This window comes from Pseudomonas rhizozeae (genome assembly GCF_031583775.1).
In the GTDB taxonomy this organism is placed as follows: Bacteria; Pseudomonadota; Gammaproteobacteria; order Pseudomonadales; family Pseudomonadaceae; genus Aquipseudomonas.
This window is the reverse complement of record NZ_JAVLSB010000010.1, coordinates 1-22,325: the sequence shown is the minus strand read 5'-3', so window position 1 is coordinate 22,325 and position 22,325 is coordinate 1. Positions and strand designations below refer to the sequence as shown.

Sequence of the window (22,325 nt, the reverse complement as noted above, 5' to 3'; positions counted from 1 at the left end):
ATAGCTAAGGGTTCCTAACGCAATGGAATGAGGCAACGGAATGTCAGTCGCGAAGAAGATGAGTGTGGGGCAACTGACGATGTTGACCGCCGTCAACATGTTGGGCTCCGGCATCGTGTTGTTGCCCACCAAACTGGCCGAAGTCGGCGGAATTTCCATCTTGTCCTGGCTGATCACCGCCACCGGTTCGCTGGCCCTGGCCTACGCCTTCGCCCGTTGCGGGATGCTCAGTCGCAAGACCGGCGGCATGGGCGGTTATGCCGAGTACACCTTCGGCAAGGCCGGCAACTACCTGACCAACTACACCTACGGCGTCTCGCTGTTGATTGCCAACGTGGCGATCAGCATCACGGCGGTCGGCTATATCCAGGTGTTGTTCGGGGTCAAACTCGATTCCCTGCAAGTCGGCCTGGCGACCATCGCCCTGCTGTGGATCACCACCTTCGCCAATTTTGGTGGCGCGCGGATTACCGGGCGGATTGGCGCCGTCACTGTCTGGGGCGTGATTGCCCCGGTGGTGCTGGTCTCGACCATCGGCTGGTTCTGGTTCGACAGCAGCGTCTACGCCGCCGGCTGGAACCCGCACAACATGGGCATGATGGAAGCGGCGGGCGCTTCGGTGGCCATCACCTTGTGGGCGTTCCTCGGGCTGGAATCAGCTTGCGCCAACACCGACGCCGTAGAAAATCCCGAGAAGAACGTGCCGATTGCGGTACTCGGCGGCACCTTGGGGGCCGCGGTGATCTACATCGTTTCCACCAACGTCATCGCGGGGATTGTCGATAACCCGGAACTGGCCTCCTCCACCGCGCCGTTCGGCCTGGTGTTCGCCAAGATGTTCACGCCGCTGATCGGCGACATCGTCATGGCCGCGATGGTCCTGGCCTGCATTGGTTCGCTGCTGGGTTGGCAGTTCACCATTGCCCAAGTGTTCAAAAGCTCGGCGGACACCGGTTACTTCCTGCCGATCTTTGCCAAGGCTAACAAGGCCGGGACGCCGATTGTCGGCATGCTGATCCTGCTCGCCGGGCAGACCGCGCTCGGTTTTCTGACCATCAGCCCGGACCTGAGCAAACAGTTCGACACCCTGGTCAATCTGGCGGTGGTCACCAACCTGGTGCCGTACATCCTGTCCATGGCGGCGCTGATGACCATGCAGAAAGTCTCCAACGTCCCCGCTGGCAAAGCCTTGGCCACCAACATCATCGCCTGGGTCGCGGCGGCCTACAGCTACCTGGCGCTGTACAGTTCCGGTGAGCAGGCGCTAATGCTCGGCGGCGTCGCCACCATCTTCGGCTACACGCTGTTCGGTTTCGTCAACAACCGCTTGATTCGCCTGGAAGCCCTGAATAACAGCGTGCCGACGCAAACTGTCAGCGCCCAGCACCTCACCGCTGAACCGGTGCCGGTCAATCATTTGCAATCCGCTGCCCTGGAGGCTCGACCATGACGGAACATCGACACACCCTCGGCATGTTGACGCTGCTGATCAGTAGCCCGCCAGACAAACGCACGGTGTTCGGCCGTGCGCTGATCCAATTGATCAACGATGTCGAAGAACGGGACGTCCACCTGATTGCGTCGGAAACTCTTAGCGATGCCACGGCGATCCTGCGCTCCGATCCGGCGATTCAATGCGTGTTGCTCAGTTGGGAGATGGATGACAGCGAAAACCACGAAGAATGCATCAAGCTGCTGATCAGCCTGCGCGAACGCAACACTCGCGTACCGGTGTTCCTGATCAGCGACCGCAGTACCGCGTCTGGCATTCCATTGGTGGTAATGCAGCACGCCGATGACTTTATCTGGCTGCCGGAAGACACCAGCCGTTTCCTCAGCGGGCGCATCCTCGCCGCCATCGAACGCTACCGCCAGGCCGCGCTGCCGCCGATGTTCGGCGCGCTGGTGAAATTTGCCCGCTCTTATGAATATTCGTGGCACACCCCGGGGCACGCCGGCGGCACGGCGTTTTTGAAGAGCACCGCCGGGCGTGCGTTCTACGAGTTTTTTGGCGAAAACCTGCTGCGTTCCGACCTTTCGATATCGGTCGGCGAACTCGGCTCCTTGCTCGATCACAGCGGCCCGATCGGCCAGGGCGAGCGCTATGCGGCCAAGGTGTTCGGCGCCCATCGCACCTATTACGTGACCAACGGCTCGTCGACCTCCAACCGGGTCATCCTGATGGCCAGCGTCACCCGTAACCAGATCGCACTGTGCGACCGCAACTGCCACAAATCCGCCGAACACGCGATGACCCTGTCCGGGGCGATTCCTACCTACTTAGTGCCAACGCGCAACCGCTACGGCATCATCGGCCCGATCCTGCCGCAAACCCTCAGCGCCGAAGGCGTGCAGGCTGCCATTGCCAATAACCCTTTGGTCAAGCGCGGCATCGACCCGACGCCGGTCCACGCCATCGTCACTAATTCCACCTACGACGGCTTGACCTACAACGTCACCCGCGTCGAGCAGTTGCTGGGCCAGAGTGTCGACCGCCTGCATTTCGACGAAGCCTGGTACGGCTACGCGCGGTTCAACCCGTTGTACCGTGACCGCCACGCCATGCACGGCGACCCGGACGATCACGATGAATCCCGGCCTACCGTATTCGCCACCCAATCGACCCACAAACTCCTGGCTGCCCTCTCCCAGGCCTCGATGATCCATGTGCGCAATGGCCGCAATCCAATCGATCACGGGCGCTTCAACGAGTCGTTCATGATGCACGCGTCGACCTCGCCCAATTACGCGATCATGGCGTCCTGCGACGTCAGTTCGGCAATGATGGAAGCGCCGAGCGGGCAGATTCTCACCACCGAATCCATCGAAGAAGCCGTGGCGTTCCGCCAGGTTATCTCGCGCATGCACAACGAGATCCAGGCCAAGGACGACTGGTTCTTCACCTGCTGGCAACCGCCCACCGTGCAAGTCGACGGCGCGGCGGTGCCGTTCCACGAGGTAGAACCGACGCTGCTGAAAACCGAGCCGAATTGCTGGGTGCTGCACCCGAACGAGGTCTGGCACGGGTTCGGCGATATCGAAGACGGCTACTGCATGCTCGACCCGATCAAGGTCTCGGTACTCAGCCCCGGCATGGGCGACGATGGCAACCTGTTGGCCTCGGGCATTCCGGCCTGCGTGCTCACCGCGTATCTGGGGCGCCAGGGCATCGTGGTCGAGAAAACCACCGACTTCACCATTCTGTTCCTGTTCTCGATCGGTATCACCAAGGGCAAGTGGGGCACGCTGGTCAACGCCCTCCTCGACTTCAAGCGCGACTATGACGACAACGTCGAACTCGAACTGTGCCTGCCGGACCTGCTGACCGCCAACCAGACGCGCTACGCCGGCATGGGCCTCAAGGATCTGGCGGACGAAATTTTTGCTGCGATGAAGCTGCACAAGACCACCGCCAACATGTCCCAGGCCTTCGGCACGCTGCCCAAGGCCGAATTCAGCCCGGTGGAAGCCTACGAAAAACTGGTGCGCAACGACGTCGAGCGGGTCACTCTCGACGAAGCCGCCGGGCGCATCGCCGCCACCGGCATCGTGCCCTACCCGCCGGGCATTCCGATGCTGATGCCCGGCGAGCACTTTGGCCCGGCGGACGGCCCGTTACTGGCTTATCTCAAGGCACTGGAAGCCTTCGACAAATCCTTCCCCGGCTTCACCCATGACACCCACGGGATCGAGAACGAGGCCGGGGTTTATCGGATGCTGGTGTTGAAATGATGCTGGTGTGGAAATGAGTCCGGCGGGGGCCATGGCTCCCGCCGATCAGCAACGGTAGGGTTGGCCGGCGACGATCAATCTGCCCAAACCCGCACCACTGCCCGCGCTAACACCTCGGGCAGGTGCACCAACCCTTCTGCCATCGTCACCACCTGCAACGGCTCAGCCTCGGAGTCATGCGCGCCGGCGGTCCATTCCACCTCGTAGCACGCCAGAATCTCCACCATCGTCCGGCGCCCATAACCGCTGCCCGTTGCAGCTGTCGCCAATTCCCGGAAGGCCTCTTCCACCCGGCCGGGCCACAGCACCGCGCCGACCGTACTCGGCTGCGACCCATGCTGATGAATGCGATGCGCCGTACCTGCCGGAACCAACACCGCCTCGCCTGGCCGCAAGCGCGCGATGCACTGCCGGCCTACGCGCAGTTCCAGCGACCCTTGCAGCGCCACCACCAGTTTGCGTTCGCGCCGATGCAGCAGCGGCAAGTTGTGCCCGTTGAGCGGCAACTCAAAGCGCATCGCGGTGCCAGCGCCGTCGATACTCGCTTGCGGCACGTCGATCCACAGTGGGTAGCCGTTGGGCACCAGCAGCAAAGGCTGCGACGAATCCTCGTGCATGGGATATCTCCTGACGATGTGGCTCACTACCCTGCCCGCGCGACGCACATCGCACAAGCAAAAACGCCCGTCTGCAACCTTGCAGACGGGCGTCAATACACCGCGTGGCTTAGCTTTTTTTCGCGGCGGCGATGATCACGTCAGCGACTTTGCCCGGTTGCGACAACATCGGTACGTGGCTGGTTTGCAGCACAGTGGTCTGCGCGTTGAGTTTCTTGGCGAAGGCCTGTTGCAGCGGTGGATCGATCATCCGGTCCTGGGCAGCGACTACATAGTAGTTGGGCTTGTCCTTCCACGCGGTGACGGTGATCTTGTCATCGAACGCCGCAGCGCGGATCGGGCCTTGGGTGACCGCCATCAGTTTGGTGTCTTCCGCCGGCAGATCCTGGGCGAAGTTCACACCCACCGAGGCTTCGGGCAAGTACAGGTAACCCGATTTGTCGGCGAACACGGTTTTGATCCCCGGCGGCGTCGGGTAGCCTTCGGTGGATTGCACCGTGCTCTGCCCGGCGGACGGCGCCAGTGCAGCGACGTATACCAGCGCCTTGACCTTGGCACTGGTGCCGGCCTGGGTGATTACGCTGCCACCCCAGGAGTGACCGACCAGAATCACCGGGCCGGTCTGGTCGTCGATTACCCGTTGCGCGGCGGCCACGTCATCGGCCAGCGAGGTCAGCGGATTCTGCACCGCCACCACTTTCAAGCCTTGGGCCCGCAGCAGCGGAATGACTTTATTCCAGCTCGAACCATCGGCGTAGGCACCGTGCACCAGCACCACAGTGGTATCGGCCAACGGGTTGCTGGCCGCGGCGCTCAATTGCGCGGTGCCAACGGCCCATAAGGCGAACGAACTCAACAGTACGGTTTTCAAGAATGATTTCGACACGCTAATTCTCCAGAAGCAAAAAGTATCAAGGGGTGCGCATCGGTGGTTCAGTGGGCGCCGCTGTGCGGTTGACTCCTGAAGAGGATTGCCCATGACTGAGGGTTCGATGCTGTTAACGGGCTGCGGCACAGGCCTGGCCCTGTTGGATCAAACCTTAACCAGATTCCTGGTGCGCACTTGTCCGCGCCGGAACAAAGGCTTGTATTTCTGCGCAAATATTTTGCGCGCCAGTTATTTTTCACTGGAGGGGTTTACTTGCCGGGCATCGGCGGTGTCTAGTGGTCGCTCATCCCCGCACTGCGTCAGCCGCAGGAGCCTCAGCCATGTCACACGTCTTCGACTCTGGACAAGCCACCGGTCAAACCGGTTTTGCACATTGGCAGGACGCCGTGGCCGAGCTGTTCGTTGCGCTGGAGGCCACCACCGAGGACCGCCAGGCGTTTCGCATGCAGGTGCAGCGGACCATGCTCGGCGAGGTCATGTGCGCGCGCAACGCTTCGGCGCAACAGCACCTGTCGCGCACGCCAGCGCTGATTGCCCGGGGCAGCGAGGACTGCGTCGGGGTGCTACTGATCGAGAGCGGCTCGACCGTGGTGATTCAAAACGACCGCCAGACCCGCGTCGAACCAGGGCATTTCGTGCTGTTCGACACCTTCCGCAGCTATGAGCTGGAAAAACAGCGTCGGCAGCGAGCAGATCGTGTTTCAGGTACCGCGCGAGATGATCCTTAATCGAATCGGCCCGGTCGGCCACTACACCGCAACGCCGTTTTCCTCGGAACGGCCGGTGCATCGCATGACGTATGACTTTCTACGGACCTTGGCGCATAACGCGGCGGACATGGCGCCGGAACTGACCCAACGCCTGATGGCCCAGGGTCTGGATTTGCTGGCGCTGTCGCTGCTGGACGGGCAACACACCAAAGTGTTGAGCCCCTCCAGCCATCGCTCGACGCTGTTGTACCGGGTCAAGGCCTGCATCAAACAGCACCTCAGTGACTCGGACCTGTCGCTGGACAGCGTGGGTGCGCGGTTGGGCATATCCGGGCGCTACGTCAACAGTTTGCTGGCCGATGAGCAGACTTCGTTTCGGCATTATTTGTTGGCCAGTCGCCTGGAGCGCTGTGCCCAGGACTTGAGCCTGAGCGCCCAGGCTCACCGCCGGATCGGCGAAATCGCCTACGCCTGGGGCTTCAATGACCTGGCGCATTTCAGCCGGGTGTTCAAGGCGCGTTACGGCAAGTCACCGACCGACTGGCGCAATACCAGCCTCGATAACTCATAGCCCTGTGGTGAGGGGGCTTGCCCCCGTCGGCGCGCGCAGCGGGCCCGGCTTTTTGCTTACTTACGGCTCGCCGACGGCCATGGGCACGGTGGACAGTCGTTCGCGGCTGAGGTCGGTGTAGCGTTCGGTGCCGAGATCGAACAGCCGGGCCATGCGCGTCGCTTCGAAATTCAGTGGATCAGCGTCCAGCATGTCCGAGGGCAGCGCCGCATAGCTGATCAACACGTGATGGCGATAGGCGAACGCGGTGGCCATGGCCATGTGCATGCGCAGGTTAGCGCGGCTCAGAGAGTCGAAAGAACGCCCCATGATCGCCACCGCACCACCATTGAGCTGCGAGTTATGCGGGTTCATGGGCGCATTAATGATGATGTAGATCCGCCCCGGCATCAGTGACGGCTGGTTGATCTGCCATTGCACCAGTGCTTCCGGCAACAGCAGGAACGGCGCATTGATGCCACCGTCGGCATGGATTTCGGAGGCCTCGCCATCGGCAATCGCCACCGGTGGGAAAATCCCCGGCACGCTGGCCGACGCCGTCAGAATCGTGCGGAACAAGGCCAGCGCCTGTTGCTCGTTGCCCGGTTCCTGGGCCGACGCGGCAATCGCGCCCATGTCCCAGATGATGGTTTCCTGCGTGTCCAGGTTGGTGGTGGCCACCAGCAAGCGGCGGCCGAGTTTGTGTTGGTCGGCGATGGTGTGCAGCAACGCCGGGCTGGTGTAATGCTCGATCAACTGCGCCAGGGGCTCACCGCTGTACAGCGACGGCCGCGCCAGCATGCCAATCCCGCGTTCGGTCAACTGCGTGGCGCCGGCACTGCGGTAGCCACTGATCAGGCGTTGATCGAAATACTTGCCGGCGAACGCCAACGGCGCAATCAGCGCGCCGGTGCTGACACCGGTCACCAGGTCGAACTCCGGGCGCGTACCGCTGCGGCTCCACCCCACCAGCACGCCGGCGCCGAACGCACCATTGGCGCCACCGCCGGAAATCGCCAGCGCGGTGATGCGCTGGCGCCCGGCACGCTTGCGGTCGGCGTCCCAGGCCTGCATGAACGCCAGGGATTGTTCGGCGTTATCGGCCACGAAGCGAAAGCGCTTCAGCGAAGAGAACTCACGGGTGGCTTGCGGGGTGGCGACGGTGTCGATCATCGGCCGAGTCAGCGAACCGCAGGCGCCAATGGACAAGCCGGCGGCCAACAGGAGCCAGGGCAATGGACGAAATCCCATGATCAAACACTCGATGAAGGCAGGTTGGTTTGGAAAACAGGCAGCAAGAATAGCGCAATGAAGGCGCACTGCCGATGGCGCCTGCGCACAGAATTGCCCGGTTGGGCCGCACTTTAACTCGTCGCGCCAGATCGCCGCCAAACAGGACAACTTTCCCGGATTTTCTGCCAGACTGCAGGCGTGTTGCCGCAAATGTGACGATTGGTCCGCGATTGCTTGACAAGGCTTGTGCCCAAGCCTTATTCAGCAGCGCTTTTTTTGTACCGGCAGGTGAAATCAGGGCCGACTTCCCTTGCCACTGTTAAAACCAATCGACGCCCGAATGTGTCGATCAGCGAAGTGTCTCCCATGAAAGAAATGAACCATGCCCCGGCCCTCAGCGCGCTGCAATTCAATCAACCACGCAAGGTGGTGTTTCTCGCCTATCCCGAGATGGGCCTGCTCGACCTCACCGGCGCGCAAACCGTGTTCTGGGCCGCGGGCAAAGCCATGGCCGCCCGTGGTTTGCCCGGTTACAGCCTGCACACCGGCAGCCTGGACGGCGGCTTGATGCAAACCGCCGAAGGCCTGGCGGTGAACACCGAAGCGCTCAACAACTTCGACCCCGCGACCATCGACACCTTGATCGTCCCCGGCGCGCCCAACATCACACAGGCGATGCACGAGTGTGTCGCCCTGGTCGACTGGCTGCGGGACGCCTCGACCAAGGCCCAGCGCACCGCGTCGGTGTGCAGCGGCACGTTCTTGCTGGCCCAGGCCGGCTTGCTCGATGGCCGCCGCGCCGCCACTCATTGGGCGATGTGCGACATGCTGCGCAGCGGTTTCCCGCTGATCGAAGTCGACCACGATGCGATTTTCATCCAGCAAGGCAATGTGTGGACCAGCGCCGGGGTGAGCGCCGGCATCGACCTGGCCCTGGCGCTGGTGGAAGCCGATTGCGGTCGGGAAGTGGCCATGGAAGTGGCGCGGGAATTGGTGGTGTTTCTCAAACGCCCCGGCGGTCAGGCGCAGTACAGCGTGCTACTGCAATCGCAGAGTCAGGACAGCGCCCTGTTCGAAAGCCTGCACCTGTGGATCAGCGAGCATTTGGCCGACGAAAACCTGTCGGTGGAGCGGTTGGCGACCCAGGCGCAAATGAGCCCGCGTAATTTTGCCCGGGTCTACAAGCTCAAGACCGGCCGCACGCCGGCCAAAGCGGTCGAGGTGCTGCGGATGGAAGCGGCGCGGCGCCTGCTTGAAGAGTCCGAGCGCAACATTGACCAGATCGCCCGGCTCTGTGGTTTTGGTGACGAAGAGCGGATGCGCCACACCTTCCAGCGGCACCTGTCGATCTCGCCACGGGACTACCGCAACCGCTTTTCCCGCTGACCTGCACACAATCAAACAGCCCCCTGTGGTGAGGGGACCCCTGTGGCGACGTCATCCCCTAACTCTGTGGTGAGGCCTGCCCAGCAGGCCCCGCCCTTCGAAAGCTCATCCAGAAAAGACCTGTTCAACGCCGCTGCAACCATTGCAGAAAACCGCCTTTCTTCACTTCCAGCGGTTTCTTCGTCACCACCGTCTCGCGAATGTCTTCCCGTTGTTCCTGCAAATTATTCAGCGCCACTTGCAGCTCGCTATGGTGTTCCAGTTGCACGCCGAGGGCTTCTTTTTCGATGCGGAACAACCGGCCACTGCTGATACTGCGGAACTCGCCGCGTGACGGCGCGCTGTTGAGGATGCCCTCTTCGCCCATCACTTCGCCCGGCCCGAGGCGCCCGGCTTCGATCATTTTCTCGCCGTCGTGGATCGCCACCGACACCACGCCGGTGCTGATGATCATCAGGCAATCGGCAACCTCGTCGAACGCCAGAATCACCTGGTCGGCCTGGTAGTCCACCGGTTTCATGTCGGTCGCCAAGCGATCGCGTTCTTCGATGCCCAGCGAACGAAAGATCCGCACGTCCTCCAACAGGCGCCGCTGGCGACTCCAGGGTTGGTGATCCGGGCCCACCGCCCAACTCACCCCCGACGATTCCAAGTGCCGGTGCGCCAGGTCGAACATCAGGTTGCGCACCTCGGTTTTCTGGTTGATGTTTTCGATGAAGCCCTTGAGTTCGTATTCGTTGTATTCCAAGTGCGAGCCTTTTACCGACACTTTCGGCTTGAACCCCGGCAGCAACGCGCGGGTGCCTTGCAGGGCTTTTTCCAGCGCGTCGATGGCACGGCGCGGGCGTACGCTGCTGGGGATCGCGATGATCACACTGACCCCGTGCTTGTTGCCCGGGCGGCTGAAATTGAGGATCCGCGCCTTGGCGGCCATCGAGTTCGGCAACACCGCCATGCTCCCCATCTCGGTCATCAGGTGCGTCGAGCGCCAGTCGATGTCCACCACTTTGCCTTCAATGCCGTCGATGGAAATCCAGTCATTGAGCTGATAAGGCTTGGTGGTGTTGAGCACGATCCCGGAAAACACGTCGCTCAAGGTGCTTTGCAACGCCAGGCCGACAATGATTGCCATCGCCCCGGAAGTGGCCAGCAAGCCCTTGACCGGCAACTGCAGCACATAGGCCGCAGCACCGACAATCGCGATCAGGAAAATCACCGCCCCCATCAGATCGTGCAGCAGGCGCGAGCTGTGGCCCAGGCGCGACATCAGGCCGTGGGCCATGATCACCGTCATCGTCCGCGCCGCGAACAGCCACCAGGCGATGCCCAGCACTGTACCCATCAGGTTGAGAATCGCGTCGTCCGGCCACAACGGCGGCTGCAAGGGGCTGATCCCGGCCGACATCATCACCCAGCAGAACGCCAGGAAAATCAGCAAGCGCACGCACAGTTGCAGATGACGCCGCTGCGCGCCGAGGCACTGCCAGAGGGTCAGGTCGAGGGTGATCAGGATCACCCCGACAATCAGCGGATGGGCCTGCAACGTTGCCAGCATCGGTACCTCCTGGGCGCGTCAGGCAACGGCCAGGGCTGGGCGTTGCGCGGGTGTTTCACTGAGGAACTGGTTGAAGCGCGAACGCAACCAGCGTTCGCCAGGGTCGGCGTGAGTGACCCCGCGCCACACCATCGACAGTTCCAGCACGGGCAACGGCAAGGGCGCAAACTCGGCCTTCAAACCTTCTTTGCTGGCCATGGCGAGCGCCACGTAATCCGGCACGATGGCGATCATTTCGCTGTCCGCCAGCAACATCGGCAACGCACTGAATTGTGGCACCGTCAGCACCACTTTGCGCTGGCGACCGAGCAGGCCCAGGGCGTGGTCGGTGTCATCGATCACGTTGCCCATCGACGATACCACTGCGTGCGGGCGCCGGCAGAATTCGTCAAGGTTGAGCGCGCCGTTACTGCCGTGTGAACGCAACAGCATTGGCTGAATCGTGCGAAGGCATTTGCGCCGTGCGGTGGCCGGCAAGTCGTGAGTGTGGCTGATGCCCAGGGATATTTCTCCCGCAGCCAGCAATTGCGACATCTGCCAGTGATCGGCGCGGCGTACCACCAACCTGATGTTTGGCGCATCACGGCGCAGGCACTGCAACAGACGCGGGAGCAAGGCGTACTCGACATCGTCCGACAGGCCGATGTGGAAGGTCGCCTCGCTGGTGGCCGGGTCGAACGCCTGGCTGCGGCTGAGCGCGGCGGCCATGGTGTCGAGGGCCGGGCTGAGGTTAAAGAAGATCTCTTCGGCCCGCGCGGTCGGCTCCATCAAGCGCCCCGAGCGGATGAACAATGGATCGTTGAACATCAGGCGCAAACGGCCTAGCGCACTGCTGATGGTCGGTTGGCCGAGAAACAGTTTCTCGCCGACACGGCTGACGTTTCGCTCGTGCATCATGGTTTCGAAGACCACCAACAGATTGATGTCGGCACGACGCAGGTCATTTCTGTTCATCATTTTCGCCACCCAGGCCCAGGGCCATTGAGGTCAGTGAAGGTGAATGGCCGATCCGCCAGGCAGATCCGCAGTGAGAACAGGTTAGGCAGGCTGCCTGGGTACGTCTCTTGTACATAGGTACAGCCTGTTAATGCCTTGGTGTGCCGCGCTATACCGGGGTATGCCGGGCGTGTCTGGAGGCCGCTGGACCGGCGCTTTCCAGTGTTTCGACAGGCCTGCGCACTGTAAGCGCTGGAGCTGTGGCGCCACAGGCCTACCTCAGTGCTAGTCGCTCATACCTTGGTATGAAGAAGCCGGGCGCCGATTCCGGTAAAAATGTTCGACGGTCCTGGCACCGCGCAGGACTTTGGCTGTAATTCGGGGTTTTTTGTCCTATGTACCGTGGCCCGCTGCTTCTACGATGGCAATGTCCAAGAGCCGCTAACTGACTGAAAAATCACACAGATTGGTGTGAAGCGCACGCTTCGGCACGGGTGTACCGCAACCCTACTCACAATAAGGGCGAGACTGACATGAAAATCTTCCGGTCAGCCGGCATTCGCCAAAGTCCCTTTCGCGCCAAAGGGCTCTTCAGCGCGCTTCGCTATCGCGTGACGCCCAATGTTTCGCGGCCCTTTTTCGGGCTGAACCTGCGAGGCCTGGACAAAACCATCGGCCTGATCGCCGCGATCGTCGTCGCGCTGGGCGTTGTGCTGGTCAACTATTCAGGGCAATCGGACCTGGTGCCGACCCTGCTTTACCTCAGCGTCCTGCTGATGGCCGCCAACCTGTTTTCAATCAACCTGGTGATTATCGCGGCGGCGTTGAGCATCGCTCTGCTGACGCTGATGTTCCTGATCGACAGCGGTTACCACAGTTGGGACGCCGCCAACGGTTACTTCCGCTGCCTGGTGGGCCTGGCGGCGATGTCGATCCTGGCGGTGCGCTGCAAATACGCCGGCGACAGCTTGCGGCATAACCAGGCGTACCTGACCGGCGCGCAACGCCTGAGCCAGACCGGCAGTGTCGGTTTTTGCGGCGACGGTGAAGCCATGTCCTGGTCGGAGGAAGCCGCGCGGATCTTTGAATATCCGCACGCCGTGCCACCCACGGCGGCGATGGTGCTGGCGCGCACCCACCCGGACGACGTGGCGATGTTCCATGAGGCGTTCGCCCAGGCCGCACGCAACGAGCAACTGATCGAGGTCAAGCATCGACTGCTGATGCCGGACGGGCGAATCAAGCACATCCACATGATCGCCAGCCCGGTATTCCCCGATCCTGCGCGCCGCGAATACTTCGGCGCGGTGATGGACGTCACCGCCAGCCGCGAGGCCGAAGAAGCCCTGGTGAAAACCCAGGCGCAACTGGCCCACGTCACGCGCGTCACCTCCCTTGGTGAGCTGGCCGCGTCGATTGCTCATGAAGTCAATCAGCCGCTGACCGCCATCATCAGCAGCGGCGAAGCGTGCCGGCAATGGATCAACCGCCCGGAGCCGAACCTGCACGAGGCCCGCGACGCGCTGAACCGCATCATTCGTGCTGCCGGCCGCGCCAACGACGTGATCAGCGGCGTCCGCGCCCTGTCGCGCAAGTGCGGGCCGGTGCGCCAGACCGAATCGCTGGACGATATCGTCAGTGAAACCCTGCGCCTGGTGCGCCACGACATTGCTCACCACAACATCACCCCGCAGATCGAACTGACCACTTTCGGCACCCAGGTCGACGTCGACCGCGTGCAATTGCAGCAAGTGATCATCAACCTGCTGATCAACGCGTGCCAGGCGATGGTGTCGGCCAACGCGCCTGACCGCACCCTGCAAGTGCGTACCTGGGTGCAGGACAACCAGGCGCACCTCGAGGTGCTCGACCAGGGCGGCGGCATCGCCGACGAGTTGATGGATTCGCTGTTCAACCCGTTTTTCACCACCAAGGATAGTGGCCTGGGCATGGGCCTGTCGATTTGCCGGTCGATTATCGAATTTCACGGTGGACGGATCTGGGCCATCAGCCATGCGCCCGTCGGCGCGGCGTTCTGCTTCGCCCTGCCGTTGCTGGGCGACGGCCCGGACGGCTGACGTCCCGCGCGCCTTGCGCGCCGTGATTGTTTTTTGCCGAAGCGCGCCCGTCTCACCGGCGCGCTTCGCCGATTCAGAACACTTCTCCAATGGAATTGCAGATGAACGATAACCACCCGATGAACAAACCGCTCAACCGCGAGCCTTTCGTTTTTATCGTCGACGATGACGCGCCGCTGCGCGAATCCCTGGGCAGCCTGTTGCGCTCCATCGGCATGCGGGTCGAGCTGTTCGGGTCAGTGGCGGACTTCATGAAATTCAGCCGCCCCGACAGCCCCTGCTGCCTGGTCCTGGATGTGCGTCTGCAAGGGGCCAGCGGCCTGGACTTCCAGAACGAACTGGCGGCGGCGAACATTCATGTGCCGATCGTGTTCATGACCGGTCACGGCGACATCGCCATGACCGTGCGCGCAATGAAGGCCGGCGCCGTGGACTTCCTGGCCAAGCCGTTTCGCGAGCAGGACCTGATCGACGCAGTGACCGCCGCGTTGAACCGTGACAAGCAACGCCGTGAATCGGAACGCGGCAACGACGAACTGCGCGGCCGCTTCCAGACACTCACCGCCCGCGAACAAACCGTGATGGCGCTGGCGGTGTCGGGGCTGATGAACAAGCAGATAGCCGGTGAGATCGGCCTGAGCGAAATCACCGTGAAGATCCACCGTGGCCACGCCATGCGCAAGATGAATGCGCGCTCTTTTGCCGATCTGGTGCTGATGGCCAGCGCCCTGGAAATAACCCCAGTCAAATAGGGCTTATATACCCACGTATACTAGGCCGCGCGGGTGGACAGCGTATCTTGCAACGACGGTTGGCTCTTTAAACGCCTCCGCCTGACACAAGGTTGTGCTATGTCCACCCTGCCGGTGATCTCCGTTGTCGATAATGACGAGTCCGTTCGAACAGCGGTCAGCAGTTTATTGCGCGCGCATGATTACACCGTCAATGTCTATGAGAGCGCCTTCGCGTTTCTCGACTCCGAGGGGCCGGTCATTACCGCGTGCCTGGTCTCGGATATTCAAATGCCCGGTATGTGCGGCACGCAAATGTATGAAGAATTGGCTGCGCGCGGCATTCATATCCCGACCATCTTCATCACCGGCAACCCCGGCGCCCCGCCGGTGCTGAACCCCATCGTGCGGCGTCCCGAAGGCTATTTCAGCAAACCCTTCCAGGCTGGCGAATTGATCGCCTGCATCGAAAGGGCCTTGCACCGCGCTCGTTGATCTCTCCTTCCCTGTCTTGCCCGCACAACCTCCCTTAATACTTTGGTGTTACGCCATCAGACTTACGCATGCCTGAACTGACCTTGTGTAGAAGTGTGCAGAGAGTGCGACCTGCCTAACATGACCTCATCGCCAACCCCGACCCACTTAGTTGCCTCGCTAGTTGTTGAAACGGTTGAACGTTAAACTGGCGTAGCAAATAACACAGTCGGCTTCTTTTGCATCTGGAGCACACAATGAAAAAGAATATCCTGATTATCGGCGCCGGTTTCGGCGGCGTCTGGAGCGCCTTGAGCGCTGCCCGTCTGTTGGACAAACACGACAACCACAGTGTGCAGATTACGGTGCTGGCGCCGCAGGCCGAACTGCGCATCCGCCCGCGCTTCTACGAGCCGGACGTGCACACCATGCTGGCCCCACTGGATGACCTGTTCGCCGCCGTCGGCGTGACGTTCGTCAAGGGCAGCGCCGATGACATCGATGCTGCCAACAAGCAGGTGAAATACCTCGCCGCCGACGGCAGCAAAGGCACCCTGAGCTACGATCGCCTGGTGGTGGCGGCCGGCAGCCGACTGATTCGTCCAGCACTAAACGGCATGATCGAGCACGCGTTCGATGTTGACCAGATCGAAGAAGCCACGCGCTTGGAAAAACACCTCAAGTCGCTCAAGGACTTGCCTGACAGCGCCGCGCGCAACACCGTCGTCGTCGCTGGTGGTGGCTTCACCGGCATCGAAACCGCCACTGAAATGCCGGCCCGTCTGCGCGCCGTGCTGGGTGACGACGCCGATATCCGGGTGATCGTGGTCGACCGTGGCCCGCAAATCGCCGCGTCCATGGGTGATGGCATTCGTCCTTCGATCGTCGAGGCGTCCGAACACTTGGGCATCGACTGGATCCTCAACGCCTCCGTGGCCTCGGTGGATGCAGAAGGCGTGACCCTTGCCGATGGCCAGCGCATCGAGTCGAAAACCGTGATCTGGACCGTCGGTTTCCGCGCCAACGCCTTGACCGAGCACGTCAACGCCACCCGCGACCCGCAAGGCCGCCTGCATGTCGATGGCAACCTCAAAGTGCTGGGCCAAGCGGATATCTTTGCCGCCGGTGACGTGGCCTACGCCGCCACCGACGACCTCGGCAACTACGCCGCCATGTCGTGCCAACACGCCATTGCCCTGGGCCGTTACGCCGGCAACAACGTCGCCGCCGACCTGCTGGGCGTCGAGCCGATCCAATACAGCCAGCCGAAGTACGTGACGTGTCTCGACCTCGGCGCCTGGGGCGCGGTGTTCACCGAAGGCTGGGACCGCCAGTTGAAGCTGGTGGGCCAGGAAGCCAAGGACCTCAAGACCCAAATCAATACCGTGTGGATTTACCCGCCGGTAGCGGATCGCGCGATTGCCCTGGCGGCCGCCGACCCATCGATCCCAGTGGCCTGATGCACTCCGGCGAGGACCTGGCCGCAACCCGGTCCTCGCCGCTGAAGGCTTGCAACCGCACTCTCTGAGGTGATCGACATGCTGGATTTTTTCGAAAGTCCCTATCGGGTCCTGATGGCATCCCACGTGCTGTTGGTGGGAGGGCTGGTGATGTTGCTGGCGGGGATCGTCCTGGCTTACGGCCTCGATCAGTACCTGTCGCTGCCCGCACTGGTGGGCTCGCACGCCATGACCATCCTCGGCCCGACCGCGATCAAGATTGGCTACGTGATGCGCTTGCTGGCCTTCAACCGTTTGCGCGTGGATCAGTTGCACCACGCGGCGCTGTAATCAGTTTCCGTCACACCTCCCGGTCGGCTTCCTCCTTTGCCTCCGGGTGTTTCCCAAGCGCTCGCCACTTGAATTCTGGCGGGCGTTTTTTTATTCCGGACGCCGACCGACGGCCCCGGCCAGCGCGGTGTCAATCACCGAACTGAAACATGCCCTGCTTACCCTCATGTCCAGTGCCGTCAGCTTCGCCGGGCGTCTGCCCAGCGTTGAGACACCTGCGAACTGATGCGCGACCCTCTCGCCTGAAGGAGCAGCGCCATGAAAATCAGTGTGTTCGGTAGCGGTTATGTCGGTCTGGTGCAGGCCGCTGTGCTGGCGGAAGTCGGTCACGATGTGGTGTGCATGGACGTCGATGCGCACAAGATCGCCTTGCTGCAACAGGGCCAGGTGAGCATTTTCGAACCGGGTCTGGCCAGTCTGGTCAAGGACGGCCTCGAAGCCCGGCGTCTGCAATTCACCACTGACGAACGCCTGGCGGTGCGACATGGCCAGGTGTTGTTCATCGCCGTGGGCACGCCGTCCGGCGCGAACGGTGCGGCGGATTTGTGCCATGTACTGGCGGTGGGTGACGCGGTGGCGCGCTATCGCGAACAACCGCTGATCCTGGTGGAAAAATCCACGGTGCCAGTGGGCACCGGCGACCTGCTGAGGGCGCACATCGACAGCCGTTTGCAGGCCGAGGCGCGGCTGCTGCAGTTCGATATCGTCTCCAACCCGGAATTTCTCAAGGAGGGGTCGGCCCTCGCCGATTGCCGCCGCCCGGACCGCATTGTCATCGGCTGCGCCCGCGAAGAGGTGCGCGAGGTGATGCGCGATCTGTACGCGCCGTTCAACCGCAACCACGATCGCATCCTGTTCATGGACCTGCGCAGCGCCGAGCTGACCAAGTACGCGGCGAACGGCATGCTGGCGACCAAGATCAGCTTCATCAACCAGATCGCCGAACTGGCCGAGCACCTGGGCGCGGACATCGAATCGGTACGCCAGGGCATCGGCGCCGACTCGCGGATCGGCTATCACTTCATCTACCCCGGCTGCGGCTATGGTGGCTCGTGTTTCCCCAAGGACATGCGCGCGTTGATCCACAGCGCGGAACAGGCGCATTGTTCCAGCGACCTGCTGCAAGCCGTGGAAGCGATCAACGAGCGGCAGAAACACAAGCTGTTCGAGCGGATCAAGGCGTTCTATCAGGGCCATTTGCGCGGCAAAACCTTCGCCCTCTGGGGACTGGCTTTCAAACCCAATACCGATGATATGCGCGAAGCCCCGAGCCGGGTTCTGCTGGAATCATTGTGGGCCGCCGGCGCCCACGTCCGCGCCTTCGACCCGGAAGCCATGCAAGCCACGCAGCAGCTCTACCCTGACCAACCGCAGTTAACGCTGATGGGCACCCCGGAATCGGTACTCACCGGCGCCGACGCGCTGATCATCTGCACCGACTGGCAACCCTTCAAGGCCCCGGACTTTGAACTGATCCGCCAACGCCTCAGCGCCCCGGTCATCTTCGACGGCCGCAACCTGTACGACGCCGAGCGCCTGGCGCGCAACGGCTTCCTGTACTTCCCGATGGGCCGCGGCGAGTCCTGCAAACTGCCGATGCCTTATCAGCAGTGGCAGGCGGCGTCGGACGTGGCTTGATCAGTCGTCCTTGCGTTGACTGCCGCCGCTCTTCGGTGAAATTCAGAAACGCCCTACATATTCCGTAGATCGCCTGCACTAGGATTCGCCGACAAATGAAGGGAGTGGCGGTATGGCGAATTACGGTTACATGACGATCAAAGGCAAAGCTCAAGGGCTGATATCAGCAGGTTGTTCTACGCAAGCGTCCATCGGCAATAAGTGTCAGTTGGGCCATACCGATGAAATCATGGTGCTTTCTTACAGCCATAACATGGCCAACATTGGCAACATCAACAAACCCACTCATAACCCCATAGTGATCACCAAAAACGTCGACAAATCATCGCCGTTACTGGCGCAGGCCCTGTCCACTCAAGAAGAATTAAACTGCTCCATCAGTTTTTATCGGATTTCTTCGTTTGGCTTCCAGGAGAAATTCTTCACTGTTGAAATCGAGGGCGGCGTTATCGCCGACCTGACCCTCGATATGCCTCACGTCATTCTGCAGAACGACACCGAACCTCAAGAGCACGTCGCCATTCGCTATCGCGAAATCACCTGGACGCACCATATCGCCGGAACCAGCGGTTACGGCATATGGGGTAACAACGAATGGGACAGTTAAAGGACTGCAAACCAGGAAGTTGCGATTACTGGGCGGTAAGCAAAGCGGCGGTAGCACTTTCCAACCAGGCCTGTACTGTTGCCGCCCGGCATATCACTGATGGATCCTTGCGCCTGCAATTCAACCGTGAGGTTTCTTATTACGCGAGGGGGATTGTCAATGACGTGGCACAAGGGCGGAAAACCGCTGAGCAGGGTCTCGACGCCATCAAAGCGGAACAGCGGAGCTTGCTGAGCCAGTCAAAGGAAGTAGCTCAGAGAGGTGTCGGCGTAATTGCCGGCGCGCTTCAGGTCGTCGGCGGTGCCGGAATTTGTTATGGGTCGGCAGGTACTCTCTGTGTATTCATAGGTGCACCAATGGTGCTCCATGGCAGCAACAACATCTATGAGAACGGTAGAAATCTTTGGGAGAATCGCACGGACGTCGAGGGTCCCGTCAGAAAGGTTTATCACCGGATCGCAAAGGGACTTAATAAAAGTGATGTCGAAGGCAATTTGATGTATGGCTCTGCTGATTTAATAATGTCGGCCTATGGAGCGGGCAGGCTTGTTTTGAAGCCTGACGCCTGGCGTCTATATCGGTACGTTCGTAAAGATTACGTAAGAGCGTACCAAAACACACCGAAGTCAATTTCTCTGCTGGAAAGAACGGCTGACACCATTACCGTAAAAGATATGGTGGAACAAATGGAAAGCAAAAAGTGAGCGCAAAACAAAAAAACCGCTTGATAGTAATACTGTTAGACATCCGGCTATACCTCTTGATAGTTGCATGCTCAATATTTCATACATGCTGGATACTTTTTATAATTTTTGAATTTTTCGATACGGACGTTCTTACCAATAAACTTATTGGCATTATATGCTTCGCCCTTGTATTAACTTATGGCCTCAAAGCGATGCCAAGAAAGCTTCGGAAATTCGAAGGGCGAGATTAGTCTCTCGTTCAAATAGCCGTCTACGAATCAACTTCCATACTGTCGAGCGTACGTCTTGGTCAACGGGCTGCGTACAACGTTATGCCGCAGGATCAAGTGGAACGGCGTTGGGCGTAGTGTTGAGGCAGGAAGCCGAGGAAGTGTCCGTTTTGATCAGCAACGCCACCGCCTCGACTTGGGGGTGCGAGGCGGACAAGCTGTTGTAGGCGGCGGTGTATGAGCGGCATTATCGGGATTACTTGCAGTGAATGTTGCATTGACTGTCCGGGCCTCATCGCGGGCGAGCCCGTTCCCACAGTGTTTTGAGTGCTCCACGGAGACATCAGGCTCCTGTGGGAGCGAGCCTGCCCGCGAAGGCGTCAGTCGATGCGACACACCACCAGAAACTGAATAAGGACATTCGCCCCACCGTGGCCACTTACTCGCTCGTGATCCGCCGCTTGATGATTTGCTCGCTGACCATCGTCGTCAGCCGCGCGATCACCAGCCCTTTGCTGACCCTGTTCCTCAGCACCAAGCTCGGCCTCAATCAGCAGGACGTCGGGCTGTTGCTCGGGATTGCGGTGTTTATCGCCACGTTGCTGGCGTTGTACGGTGGCTACATCATCGATCGCCTGGAAAAGCGCCGCTTGCTGATCCTTGCCATGCTCTCCAGCGGCATCGGTTTCGTGCTGCTGACGTTCGCCAGCAACCTGTACCTGACTACCGCCACGCTGGTGATCACCGAAACCGCTTCGGCGTTGTTCCTGATTGGCTCCAAGGCCATTCTCAGCGAGAACCTGCCGGTGGGCCAGCGGGCCAAGGCGTTCTCGTTGCGCTACACCTTGACCAATGTCGGTTACGCGACCGGGCCGATGCTCGGGGTGGTGATTGCCGGGGTGTACCCGATTGCGCCATTCCTGATCGCCGGGGCCATCGCGTTCGCCAGCATCTTCCTGATGGTCGGCATTCCCCGGGACTCGGCCGCAATCCCGGCCATCGGCCAGCCGCAGAGCTTTCTCAAGACCCTGATCACCCTGAAGAACGACCGCACGCTGATCATGTTCACCGCCGGTTGCCTGCTCAGCACCGTGGTCCATGGCCGTTACACCCTGTACCTGTCGCAATACCTGCTGGTGACCCACAACAGCGAACGGGCGCTGCAGATCATGGCGGCGTTGCTGGCTTGCAATGCGATCAGCGTGATCCTGCTGCAATACCAGATTGGGCGCTTCCTCAAGCGCGAGCAGTTGCGTTACTGGATCGCCGGCGGCACCAGCCTGTTCATCCTCGGCATGATCGGTTTCAGCGTCGCCGATAGCCTAGTGTCGTGGTGCGTGGCAATGTTCGTGTTCACCCTCGGCGAGATGATCATCTATCCGGCGGAATTCCTGTTCGTCGACACCCTGGCCCCGGAAGAACTGCGCGGCAGCTATTACGGCGCGCAGAACCTGGCGGCCCTCGGCGGCGCTTTGAGCCCGGTGATCTGCGGCTTCCTGCTGATGCACACGCCAGCGCCGACCATGTTCTATGCCCTGAGCGCATTGACCGCGGTCGGCGGTTGCCTGTGCTACATGAGCGGGCGTCGAGTGGCTTTGCATCAGAATTCGTGAATTCAACCTGCACTAATATGCATTGGAACAACGCCTCGGCCTTGGGCAGACTGTGCCTCGTTCCTCCCCCAATAGTTGGAACCCTTTGGCGGGGCTTATCTGGACAGCAGACGAGCCCCCTTTTTTTGCCCTGAGTTTTGAGTCGGCCCATGTTCAAACGCTGGTTCCCCGCTGCCATCAACACACGCCCTTCGGAATGGAGCCGTGCCGCGATCGGCATGGCCTTCGGCACGATGTTCAGTATCTGGCTGTGCGGCCAGGTATTCGGCATTGAAATCGCCCAGCACCTGGTCGGCCCGTTGGGAGCGTCGGCGGTGTTGCTGTTCGCCGTGTCGTCCGGCGCCCTCGCCCAGCCCTGGTCGATTCTCGGCGGCTACCTGAGTGCCGGGGTGATTGCGCTGTTGGTGGCCCACGTGCTCGGCCGCACCCTCGGCAGCGCTTGCCTGGCGGCGGGCATGGCGCTGATTGTGATGTGCTGGCTGCGTTGCCTGCATCCACCGGCCGGCGCATTGGCGCTGACCTTGGTGCTGGCCGACCCGCTGACCGTCGCCCTCGACTGGAAGGAACTCGGCCCGGTGATGCTCGGCGCGGCGTCGCTGCTGCTCTGCGCCCTGGCGTACAACAACCTGACGCGGGTGCGCTACCCGAAACGTCCAAACGAGCCGGTGCCGATGATCCCCGCCGACCACCCGCCTGGCGACACCCTGGCGATCACCGCCCAAGACCTGAAACAGGCCCTGGCCGAGATGGAAGCCTTTATCGACGTCACCCCGGAAGATCTGGAGCAAGTGATCCACGCCAGTGAGCGCTATGCCAAGCGCCGGATCATCGGCGATGTATTGGCCGGCAGGGGCGTTTGAGCTTCTGAGT

Annotated in this window: 20 protein-coding genes and 1 pseudogene; 15 read left to right on the top strand and 6 right to left on the bottom strand. The window is 61.1% G+C overall.

Going from position 1 to position 22,325, the window contains the following annotated elements; genetic code table 11:
• The first annotated feature begins 40 nt into the window (after nt 1-40).
• Entirely contained in the window at nt 41-1,450 is a 1,410-nt protein-coding gene (potE, locus tag RG836_RS02160; RefSeq protein WP_310842831.1) for a putrescine-ornithine antiporter, read from the top strand.
• Complete coding sequence (locus RG836_RS02155) at nt 1,447-3,732, top strand: Orn/Lys/Arg family decarboxylase (RefSeq protein ID WP_310842829.1); 2,286 nt, start codon at nt 1,447-1,449, stop codon at nt 3,730-3,732. The genes potE and RG836_RS02155 overlap by 4 nt, the downstream gene beginning before the upstream one ends.
• A gap of 74 nt (nt 3,733-3,806) precedes the next feature.
• On the opposite strand, the gene RG836_RS02150 is transcribed toward RG836_RS02155, so the two are convergent.
• Nucleotides 3,807-4,349 carry a cupin domain-containing protein gene (locus RG836_RS02150; protein WP_310842828.1) on the bottom strand — a complete coding sequence of 181 codons (543 nt, stop codon included), beginning with the start codon at nt 4,347-4,349 and terminating at the stop codon, nt 3,807-3,809.
• A 109-nt stretch (nt 4,350-4,458) separates the two neighbouring features.
• On the bottom strand, nt 4,459-5,235 hold the full coding sequence (locus tag RG836_RS02145) for an alpha/beta hydrolase (protein ID WP_310842827.1): 777 nt from the start codon (nt 5,233-5,235) through the stop codon (nt 4,459-4,461).
• A 323-nt stretch (nt 5,236-5,558) separates the two neighbouring features.
• On the opposite strand from RG836_RS02145, the gene RG836_RS02140 reads away from it, so the two are divergent.
• Together RG836_RS02140 and RG836_RS02135 are read left to right on the top strand one after the other, a co-directional pair.
• Complete coding sequence (locus tag RG836_RS02140) at nt 5,559-5,966, top strand: AraC-like ligand-binding domain-containing protein (protein WP_310842825.1); 408 nt, start codon at nt 5,559-5,561, stop codon at nt 5,964-5,966.
• On the top strand, nt 5,956-6,519 hold the full coding sequence (locus RG836_RS02135; RefSeq protein ID WP_310842822.1) for a helix-turn-helix domain-containing protein: 564 nt from the start codon (nt 5,956-5,958) through the stop codon (nt 6,517-6,519). The genes RG836_RS02140 and RG836_RS02135 overlap by 11 nt, the downstream gene beginning before the upstream one ends.
• A 60-nt stretch (nt 6,520-6,579) precedes the next feature.
• Here the strand turns inward: RG836_RS02135 and RG836_RS02130 are convergent, their stop codons facing one another.
• Nucleotides 6,580-7,749, bottom strand: a complete 1,170-nt coding sequence (locus RG836_RS02130) for a patatin-like phospholipase family protein (RefSeq protein WP_310842820.1) — start codon at nt 7,747-7,749, stop codon at nt 6,580-6,582.
• Between the two features lie 348 nt (nt 7,750-8,097).
• On the opposite strand from RG836_RS02130, the gene RG836_RS02125 reads away from it, so the two are divergent.
• The gene (locus tag RG836_RS02125) at nt 8,098-9,117 is read left to right on the top strand and encodes a GlxA family transcriptional regulator (protein ID WP_310842817.1); all 1,020 of its coding nucleotides are present in this window, start codon (nt 8,098-8,100) and stop codon (nt 9,115-9,117) included.
• A 124-nt stretch (nt 9,118-9,241) separates the two neighbouring features.
• Here RG836_RS02125 and RG836_RS02120 read toward each other — a convergent pair whose 3' ends face one another.
• The gene (locus RG836_RS02120; protein ID WP_310842815.1) at nt 9,242-10,672 is read right to left on the bottom strand and encodes a mechanosensitive ion channel family protein; all 1,431 of its coding nucleotides are present in this window, start codon (nt 10,670-10,672) and stop codon (nt 9,242-9,244) included.
• An 18-nt stretch (nt 10,673-10,690) separates the two neighbouring features.
• Nucleotides 10,691-11,629, bottom strand: a complete 939-nt coding sequence (locus tag RG836_RS02115; protein WP_310842812.1) for a LysR family transcriptional regulator — start codon at nt 11,627-11,629, stop codon at nt 10,691-10,693.
• Between the two features lie 512 nt (nt 11,630-12,141).
• Between RG836_RS02115 and RG836_RS02110 the strand changes: the two genes are divergently transcribed.
• The 8 genes from RG836_RS02110 (at nt 12,142) to RG836_RS02075 (ending at nt 19,630) form a co-directional block, all read left to right on the top strand.
• On the top strand, nt 12,142-13,686 hold the full coding sequence (locus RG836_RS02110; RefSeq protein WP_310842810.1) for a sensor histidine kinase: 1,545 nt from the start codon (nt 12,142-12,144) through the stop codon (nt 13,684-13,686).
• Nucleotides 13,687-13,787: 101 nt separating this feature from the next.
• Nucleotides 13,788-14,438 carry a response regulator transcription factor gene (locus RG836_RS02105; RefSeq protein WP_310842808.1) on the top strand — a complete coding sequence of 217 codons (651 nt, stop codon included), beginning with the start codon at nt 13,788-13,790 and terminating at the stop codon, nt 14,436-14,438.
• Nucleotides 14,439-14,537: 99 nt separating this feature from the next.
• Entirely contained in the window at nt 14,538-14,912 is a 375-nt protein-coding gene (locus RG836_RS02100; RefSeq protein ID WP_310842806.1) for a response regulator transcription factor, read from the top strand.
• A gap of 236 nt (nt 14,913-15,148) precedes the next feature.
• Nucleotides 15,149-16,351, top strand: a complete 1,203-nt coding sequence (locus RG836_RS02095; protein WP_310842805.1) for an NAD(P)/FAD-dependent oxidoreductase — start codon at nt 15,149-15,151, stop codon at nt 16,349-16,351.
• Nucleotides 16,352-16,429: 78 nt separating this feature from the next.
• The gene (locus RG836_RS02090) at nt 16,430-16,681 is read left to right on the top strand and encodes a transmembrane sensor/regulator PpyR (RefSeq protein WP_310842804.1); all 252 of its coding nucleotides are present in this window, start codon (nt 16,430-16,432) and stop codon (nt 16,679-16,681) included.
• Nucleotides 16,682-16,939: 258 nt separating this feature from the next.
• Entirely contained in the window at nt 16,940-18,319 is a 1,380-nt protein-coding gene (locus RG836_RS02085; protein ID WP_310842803.1) for a UDP-glucose dehydrogenase family protein, read from the top strand.
• Between the two features lie 112 nt (nt 18,320-18,431).
• A complete protein-coding gene (locus RG836_RS02080) occupies nt 18,432-18,926 on the top strand; it encodes an Hcp family type VI secretion system effector (protein ID WP_310842801.1) in 495 nt (164 codons plus the stop codon).
• Nucleotides 18,914-19,630 (top strand): DUF4225 domain-containing protein, encoded by a 717-nt coding sequence (locus RG836_RS02075; protein WP_310842799.1) that lies wholly within the window; start codon nt 18,914-18,916, stop codon nt 19,628-19,630. Before RG836_RS02080 ends, RG836_RS02075 begins: the two co-directional genes overlap by 13 nt.
• A 260-nt stretch (nt 19,631-19,890) precedes the next feature.
• Here the strand turns inward: RG836_RS02075 and RG836_RS02070 are convergent.
• Nucleotides 19,891-20,074: pseudogene (locus RG836_RS02070) on the bottom strand (LysR family transcriptional regulator); the annotation flags it as partial.
• Between the two features lie 199 nt (nt 20,075-20,273).
• On the opposite strand from RG836_RS02070, the gene RG836_RS02065 reads away from it, so the two are divergent.
• Complete coding sequence (locus RG836_RS02065; protein WP_310842798.1) at nt 20,274-21,455, top strand: MFS transporter; 1,182 nt, start codon at nt 20,274-20,276, stop codon at nt 21,453-21,455.
• A 149-nt stretch (nt 21,456-21,604) separates the two neighbouring features.
• On the top strand, nt 21,605-22,315 hold the full coding sequence (locus RG836_RS02060; RefSeq protein WP_310842796.1) for an HPP family protein: 711 nt from the start codon (nt 21,605-21,607) through the stop codon (nt 22,313-22,315).
• Nucleotides 22,316-22,325 lie beyond the last annotated feature (10 nt).

Coding starts and splice junctions, on each gene's coding strand:
- RG836_RS02155 (WP_310842829.1), top strand. CDS start 1,447: ATGACGGAACATCGACACACCCTCGGCATGTTGACGCTGCTGATCAGT.
- RG836_RS02110 (WP_310842810.1), top strand. CDS start 12,142: ATGAAAATCTTCCGGTCAGCCGGCATTCGCCAAAGTCCCTTTCGCGCC.
- RG836_RS02080 (WP_310842801.1), top strand. CDS start 18,432: ATGGCGAATTACGGTTACATGACGATCAAAGGCAAAGCTCAAGGGCTG.
- RG836_RS02095 (WP_310842805.1), top strand. CDS start 15,149: ATGAAAAAGAATATCCTGATTATCGGCGCCGGTTTCGGCGGCGTCTGG.
- RG836_RS02130 (WP_310842820.1), bottom strand. CDS start 7,749: ATGGGATTTCGTCCATTGCCCTGGCTCCTGTTGGCCGCCGGCTTGTCC.
- RG836_RS02125 (WP_310842817.1), top strand. CDS start 8,098: ATGAAAGAAATGAACCATGCCCCGGCCCTCAGCGCGCTGCAATTCAAT.
- RG836_RS02115 (WP_310842812.1), bottom strand. CDS start 11,629: ATGATGAACAGAAATGACCTGCGTCGTGCCGACATCAATCTGTTGGTG.
- RG836_RS02120 (WP_310842815.1), bottom strand. CDS start 10,672: ATGCTGGCAACGTTGCAGGCCCATCCGCTGATTGTCGGGGTGATCCTG.
- RG836_RS02140 (WP_310842825.1), top strand. CDS start 5,559: ATGTCACACGTCTTCGACTCTGGACAAGCCACCGGTCAAACCGGTTTT.
- RG836_RS02075 (WP_310842799.1), top strand. CDS start 18,914: ATGGGACAGTTAAAGGACTGCAAACCAGGAAGTTGCGATTACTGGGCG.
- potE (WP_310842831.1), top strand. CDS start 41: ATGTCAGTCGCGAAGAAGATGAGTGTGGGGCAACTGACGATGTTGACC.
- RG836_RS02100 (WP_310842806.1), top strand. CDS start 14,538: ATGTCCACCCTGCCGGTGATCTCCGTTGTCGATAATGACGAGTCCGTT.
- RG836_RS02085 (WP_310842803.1), top strand. CDS start 16,940: ATGAAAATCAGTGTGTTCGGTAGCGGTTATGTCGGTCTGGTGCAGGCC.
- RG836_RS02150 (WP_310842828.1), bottom strand. CDS start 4,349: ATGCACGAGGATTCGTCGCAGCCTTTGCTGCTGGTGCCCAACGGCTAC.
- RG836_RS02105 (WP_310842808.1), top strand. CDS start 13,788: ATGAACGATAACCACCCGATGAACAAACCGCTCAACCGCGAGCCTTTC.
- RG836_RS02135 (WP_310842822.1), top strand. CDS start 5,956: ATGATCCTTAATCGAATCGGCCCGGTCGGCCACTACACCGCAACGCCG.
- RG836_RS02060 (WP_310842796.1), top strand. CDS start 21,605: ATGTTCAAACGCTGGTTCCCCGCTGCCATCAACACACGCCCTTCGGAA.
- RG836_RS02090 (WP_310842804.1), top strand. CDS start 16,430: ATGCTGGATTTTTTCGAAAGTCCCTATCGGGTCCTGATGGCATCCCAC.